This is a genomic window from Acidimicrobiales bacterium (assembly GCA_036491125.1).
Lineage (GTDB): Bacteria > Actinomycetota > Acidimicrobiia > Acidimicrobiales > AC-9 > AC-9.
The window spans coordinates 1-6,195 of record DASXCO010000202.1 but is presented as its reverse complement, the minus strand read 5'-3'; the positions used below and the strand labels follow the sequence as shown (position 1 = coordinate 6,195).

Genomic DNA, 6,195 nt, shown 5'->3' with positions numbered 1-6,195 from the left:
CTCCCAGACGAGCCCACACCCTATCGATGACAACCTGGGATTGCATCACCGGGCATCCCGAGCTATTGCCTCCAATATCGTGGTCGTGAACACCGCTGACGCCGGGCCCCCCGCCGAGACACCGGATGTCCATGGGGCATTCCCCAGACTGAGTGACGACCAGATTCAGGTCATCACACGATACGGTGAACGACGACAGGTTCGAGAGGGCGAGCTGCTTTTCCGGGAGGGTGACCCGACCTGCGACTTCTTCCTGATCCTCGAAGGACGGGTCGCCATACGGGAGGGGCCCGCGGGAGACGGTCGAATCATCAGCGTTCACGGCCCGCGCCGCTTCCTCGGTGAGCTGAGCCTCCTCACTGGTCAAGCCGTCTTCCTGACTGGGGTGGTGTGCGAACCCGGCGAGGTGCTTGTCGTGCCGGTCCACCGCCTTCGCGAGCTGGTGGCTCAGGACTCTTCAATAGGGGATGCGATCCTTCGAGCCTTCATCGCGCGCCGCTCGGTGCTGATCGGGCTCGGGACCGGCTTCAAGATCGTCGGCTCGCGCTATTCGCCCGAGACGCGACGACTTCGTGACTTCGCGGTTCGCAACGTGTTGCCTCACAAGTGGATCGACGTCGAAGAGGACGAGGTGGCGGAGGCGGTGCTACGTGATCTCGGCGTGGCGCCGGAGGAGACGCCCGTCGTGATCTGGCGGGACCAGGTGCTCCGCAACCCGAGCACCATGACACTGGCGGCCGCGATCGGCCTGCACGTGCCAGTCCACCAGGAGTCAGTCAGTGATGTCGTCGTGGTCGGGGCGGGCCCCGCCGGACTCACGGCGGCCGTCTATGCTGCGTCGGATGGCCTGACGACGCGGGTGCTCGACTCGATCGCAACAGGCGGCCAGGCGGGGACTTCTCCCCGGATCGAGAACTACCTCGGTTTCCCGTCGGGCATTCCGGGGTCGGAGCTTGCGGAGAGAGCGACAATCCAGGCCCAGAAGTTCGGTGCAACGATCAGCGTCCCGGCAGAAGCCACGGCTCTCGAGCGGAGGGGCGGGGACTACCTCGTCCGCCTCGAGGGAGGCCAGGAGATTTCCGGCCGCACGATCGTCATCGCGTCGGGGGCCCGCTACCGCAGGTTGGACGTGCCCCGCGTCTCAGAGCTGGAAAGCACGAGCATCTACTACGCCGCAACCGAGCTTGAAGCGCGGCGGTGCCGAGGTGCTCCGGTCGCCGTAGTCGGCGGCGGGAACTCCGCCGGACAGGCGGCACTCTTCCTGGCGAAGCAAGTTCAGCGCGTGAGTCTGTTGATACGTGGAGACGATCTGGGGAAGAACATGTCCCGCTACCTCGTGGACCAGATCGAGCGGAGTCCGAACGTGGAGGTCTTGCGTCACTCTGAGGTACGAGAGCTGATCGGACAGGGAGTGCTCGAAGCGCTCCTGGTCGTCGACGACAAGACTGGCGAGTCACGCCCGCTCGAGGCATCGGCCCTGTTCGTGTTCATCGGTGCCGAGCCCAACTCCGGCTGGCTCGCGCGGTTCCTGGCCGTCGACGATCGCGGCTTCCTCCTCACCGGAGGCGCTGCTACCCGGGCTGTCCACGACGCGCAGCAGAGTGACTCCTCCGAATGGTCGGCATCACTCCTCGAGACCAGCTCTCCGGGGGTCTTCGCGGTCGGTGACGTCCGAAGCGGATCAGTGAAGCGGGTGGCCTCGGGCGTCGGCGAGGGCTCTATGGCCGTCCAGTTCATCCACGGCTTCCTCGAAGAGGCGACGGGTCTCGCCGGGGTGTAGATGCCCGTTGGCCGCCCTCGGCGGCCGTCATTCGTCTAGAGCAGCAGATCGAAGATCCGAAAGGCGCGCTCCCAGTCCTCCGAGCGAGGTGTCCTCCGATCAGGGTCGAGCACCTTCAGGGTGCGCCCCAGTGCCACGCTCAGCCCACCGACGACGGTCGGGAGTCGGGCTTCGGTCTCCTCGCCGTACCCGCGGTCGAGCTGGGGCCGCCCGGCAAGGTGCTCCAGGATGGGCTCGAGCTCGATGTCCTCATCGATGCGCTCGAACTCGTGCATGCTCTCCTGGAGCCCCTTGGTGATCGGAAGGTCGTACGGCTCGATGATGTCGCGGCCGTTCGCTTTGGCGGTCGCGTCGCCACGAAGGAGCAAGTCATAGATCTGCTCGTTGACAAAGTCGCTGTAGCGCTTGAGATCGTTCTTGTGAACGTCCAGACTGACCGCGACTCGAAAGAAGCGCTCGAACCTGGTTACACCCATCAAAGGCACGCGCGTCCTCCCGATGAAGGCCACCGCTGAGGTTGTCAACCTAGCTGACAGTGACTTGCCGAGGCTTCTCGCTGGCCGGCTTCGGCAAGCGTAGAATCAGGACGCCGTCTTTGAGCGTCGCCTCAACTCGAGAATCGTCGAACTCCGAGGGCAACGCCACCTCGTAGCGGAACCGACCGACACGCCGCGCTCGACGGCGAATGACGCCCTTTCGCTCCTTCTCTTGTCGCTCCCCGGAGATGATCACCCGTTGGCCAACGAGCTCGATGGAGACATCTGACTTCCTCACGCCGGGCAGCTCGACCTCGATGCTGTAAGCATCGTCGGTCTCCTCGATGTCAGCTAATGGCGTGAACCCAACTCCCGGCATCGTCGAATGGCCACGCCAAGCCTCCATTTGCTCCTGCAGGCGATGGGTCATGTCGGTGATCTCAGCGAACGGATCCCAGGTCCCGGTGTCCCGACGACGTGTTGGCAGCGCCACTTTTGTTACCTCCATCCTGCGAGCTACTTCCTACCTAGCTCGACAATGGGCCAGGTGCAAGCATCATCCTGGCTTCTGGCCGACCGTTGTGACACGTCCCAAGGTTGCCGCGCAGCAGTCACCTGGCGATCAGCTCTCTCCAGCGGTCCGCTCCGACGGCGGGATGGCGGAGCTTGCAAATGGCCTCGACCTCGATCTGCCGGGCCCTCTCCCGGGTTAGGCCGAGGTGACGACCGATCTCTTCCCTCGTATGTGGTCGATTGCCACTCATCCCGAAGCGCAATCGGACGACCGTCTGCTCACGAGCGGTGAGAATGCCGAGCATCTGGCCGACCTGCGCTCTGAACGTCGAGTCGAGAGCCTCCTCGAACGCTGCTCCGCTGGCTGGGTCGGCCACGGCGTCGGACAAGACCCGATTCGTGCCTTCAATCGGCTGAGACAGCGAGGCGGGCTCGACTTCGTAGCCGAGAAGCTCCACGACACGATCGGTGGGCAGACCAACCGCTCGAGCAAGCTCTGCTTGGCTCGGCGTACGCTGGAGCTGTGCCTCCAGCTGCCGTTGCGTGCGGCGAAGCTGACCAAGAGCTGCACCGACGTGGATAGGCAGGTGGACCACTCTCCGATCTGTCTGGATCCAACGTACGATCGCCTGTCGAATCCAGCAGCTGGCATAGGTAGAGAACCGATAGCCGCGCTGCCATTCAAACTTCTCGACCGCTGAGAGAAGGCCGAGATTGCCGCACCCGATGAGGTCGGCGAGCGGCATGGCGGTATATCGATAGCCCTTGGCCACCGACACGACCAAACGCAGATTGGCCCTTATAAACTCCGCTCTTGCGAGTCGACCCCTGACCACCTGATCCTCGAGGCGGTGGCTGCGCTCCCCGCTCCGCCGTCTTCGGCCGCCGAGTTCGTCGCTGGCAATCCGTCCCGCCTCGATCGCCTGGCCGAGGCAGGCCTCGTCGTCCTTGGACAGCGTCGGGTAGCTACGAATCTCGTGAAGGTAGAGGTCAACCGCGTCGATCGGCATCGATCGGGAGCCGCCGCAACGAGGAGCGCGCGTGGGCGCCAGCGTTCGTGAGTGTGATCGCTCCATGTGCCGAGCCGGGAGTCCGGGAACGTCCTCGGAGCCCGCCTCGGTCGTGAACGCCTTGGGCATTGAGTCCCTCCCTGCGAATCGTCCGGGTTGCGTCTCCTCGCATGCGCCTTCGCCTGGGCGCAACTCCGAGTCACTCGGATCGCCTCTCAGCATGCTCGTGGGACAAGCGGCCCCGGTCCACGCGCGGAGGAAATGGAGAGAGGGAGATCGGCGCTCGTTCTCGCGGGATGCCCCGCTTCGGCGACCGGTGGTCAGCTGATGCGGCGGCCCAAAGAGAGGAGCTGGCCACGGCTACGCCGTTGGGAGGCACGACCGCACCGCGGCGTCCCAGTTCCCGGCGCGGCTTGCTGCTCAGCCGCTACCTCATGCTTATCGCCGTGGACAACGGAATGCAACCCCTAAAGGAAGGGGGCGTGGGCTTTGCCACGCAGCTGGAGCTCGGCCTCGGGACAGGTCATTGGAGTAGGGGACCGGGAGCAAGGTGTCCATGCCCAGCTCGATCAGTCTGTCGTTGATCGCTGATCCAGCCGACCATGCTGGGCCGCAGTCGGCTCGGCTTCTCCGGACAGGAACGAGACAAGTTGCATCCCGGCGATGACCGAGCTACATACACGAGCGGATCGGTTGAGCAGCCAGCCGCTCCGAGATGAGGGGCGTTTCGGTCGTGGCCGCGCGCGCCCAATCATCTCTCGGCGACAGTGACAAGCAGAATGTCCGGGTCGTTGCCGACAGGGGCGACTGGCGAAGGCGAAGCGAGAGGAGGCCGATCACGTGAGCTTGGAGAAAGAAGAGCTTCCACGTCCGGCGTGGCGGGACTTTCTAGAGTCGGTGACCAAGGAGCACGATACCGACGATGTCACCATCGAAGTGCTGAGCAACGAGTTCGGTGACCAGCAGGAGGCCGAGAGGATCCCGCTCGCCTACATCGAGTACGACGACCGCGACGACGCCGTCATCGTCGGCGTCGGAGGCAGGAGTAGCCAGTATCCAGTGGTGCTGCGACACACCGTTCATCATCCACTTCAGATCTTCGTCCACCCCCCGGCTCCGAATGTCACGCGCGCTATCGATATCGTGGGTGAGGATGGGGACCAAACGGTCATCACCCTCTATCCCCGCCCAGCCCTGCCGCGGTAGGCGAGCTTGGTCGGCCACGAGGTCGTCGATCGCCTCATACGCTTCCGCTCCTCGGATCCGTACCGTCTCTCACTCCCTCGCACAGTGCCGAGCCCGACCGGCCTCCAGGTGACGCCGGGCGCGAGGAGGCCGATCCATGACGATGAACATCGTTCGTTGTGTGAACTGCGGCAGCAACAATCGGCTACCGGCGGCCGCCACGGGGACGCCGAGATGCGGTCGGTGCCGCTCCCCACTTCCGTGGGTCGTTGACGCCGGCGACGACAGCTTCTCGGAGATCGCCGATGAGTCGAGGGTCCCGGTGCTGGTCGACCTGTGGGCGCCCTGGTGTGGGCCGTGTCGCACGGTGAGCCCGGCGCTCGAACACCTGGCTCAGGAGCTGGCGGGCCGAGTGAAGCTCGTGAAGGTGAACGTGGACGAAGCGCCCAAGCTGTCCGAGCGGTTCTCCGTGCAGGGCATACCGACGCTGTTGCTGATGAGCGGAGGGGAGGTGGTTGCCCGCCAGACGGGCGCCGCACCCGAGCATGCCCTCCGACAGTGGCTCGACCAGGCACTGGCGCGCGCGTCGTAGAGGGCCGGCGGCGGTGAACTGGGTCGACCTCATCATCCTGCTGGCTGTCATCGCGGCCGCCGTCCACGGCCTTCTCCTGGGTGGGGCGGTCCAGCTGCTCTCCTTCGGAGGACTCGCCGTCGGGCTCGTGGCCGGAGGGGCGCTGGCCGCGGTTGTCGCTCGCCTGGGTGGGGATCCGCTGACCAAGGCGCTGTTCGCGCTTCTTGCAGTCTTCGGTCTCGCGCTGCTGGGGGGCGCGTTCGGACGGGAGCTGGGTGTGCGCCTGTGGGGTCGACTGCGACGAAGGAAGCTGGCCTGGTTCGATGCCGCGATCGGCGCTCTGTTGGCGGGCGCCGCGACCCTGACCGCCGCCTGGCTCATAGGTGGCATGATCTCCAACGCCCCGATCCGAGGGCTGGCCTCCGAGATCCAGCACTCGGCCGTACTGCGTGGCCTGGGGAGCATCCTGCCTCCAGCCCCGTCGGTGTTCTCCAGGCTGCAACGGCTCATCGACGCCACGGGCCTCCCCCAGGTATTCGCCCAGCTCGAACCCCAGCCGGCCGGCCGACTGCCCCTGCCCACCGATCCCACCGTACGGGCCGCCGTGGCGCGGGCGGGTCCGTCGACGGTCAAGATCATCGGCGGGGCGTGTGGCGCGAT

7 protein-coding genes are annotated in these 6,195 nt (G+C 65.5%); 4 read left to right on the top strand and 3 right to left on the bottom strand.

All coding sequences use genetic code 11. The features are described 5' to 3' along the window. The coding region (locus tag VGF64_16065; GenBank protein HEY1636275.1) for an FAD-dependent oxidoreductase at positions 1–1,780 on the top strand (1,780 nt) is incomplete at its 5' end. A 35-nt stretch (positions 1,781–1,815) separates the two neighbouring features. Here VGF64_16065 and VGF64_16060 read toward each other — a convergent pair. The 3 genes from VGF64_16060 to VGF64_16050 form a co-directional block, all read right to left on the bottom strand. Then, complete coding sequence (locus VGF64_16060; GenBank protein HEY1636274.1) at positions 1,816–2,256, bottom strand: DUF1931 family protein; 441 nt, start codon at positions 2,254–2,256, stop codon at positions 1,816–1,818. A 49-nt stretch (positions 2,257–2,305) separates the two neighbouring features. Then, positions 2,306–2,764: an Hsp20/alpha crystallin family protein gene (locus VGF64_16055; protein ID HEY1636273.1), complete on the bottom strand. Its 459-nt coding sequence runs from the start codon at positions 2,762–2,764 to the stop codon at positions 2,306–2,308. A 103-nt stretch (positions 2,765–2,867) separates the two neighbouring features. Next, complete coding sequence (locus VGF64_16050; protein ID HEY1636272.1) at positions 2,868–3,779, bottom strand: sigma-70 family RNA polymerase sigma factor; 912 nt, start codon at positions 3,777–3,779, stop codon at positions 2,868–2,870. An 840-nt stretch (positions 3,780–4,619) separates the two neighbouring features. Between VGF64_16050 and VGF64_16045 the strand changes: the two genes are divergently transcribed. From VGF64_16045 to VGF64_16035, 3 genes are all read left to right on the top strand, one after another. Continuing rightward, a complete protein-coding gene (locus VGF64_16045; protein ID HEY1636271.1) occupies positions 4,620–4,985 on the top strand; it encodes a DUF5335 family protein in 366 nt (121 codons plus the stop codon). Positions 4,986–5,121: 136 nt separating this feature from the next. Next, positions 5,122–5,556: a thioredoxin gene (trxA, locus tag VGF64_16040; protein ID HEY1636270.1), complete on the top strand. Its 435-nt coding sequence runs from the start codon at positions 5,122–5,124 to the stop codon at positions 5,554–5,556. A gap of 13 nt (positions 5,557–5,569) precedes the next feature. Beyond that, positions 5,570–6,195 (top strand): CvpA family protein (locus VGF64_16035; GenBank protein ID HEY1636269.1); only part of this gene is annotated, 626 nt, incomplete at its 3' end.

Coding starts and splice junctions, on each gene's coding strand:
- trxA (HEY1636270.1), top strand. CDS start 5,122: ATGACGATGAACATCGTTCGTTGTGTGAACTGCGGCAGCAACAATCGG.
- VGF64_16060 (HEY1636274.1), bottom strand. CDS start 2,256: ATGGGTGTAACCAGGTTCGAGCGCTTCTTTCGAGTCGCGGTCAGTCTG.
- VGF64_16055 (HEY1636273.1), bottom strand. CDS start 2,764: ATGGAGGTAACAAAAGTGGCGCTGCCAACACGTCGTCGGGACACCGGG.
- VGF64_16050 (HEY1636272.1), bottom strand. CDS start 3,779: ATGCCGATCGACGCGGTTGACCTCTACCTTCACGAGATTCGTAGCTAC.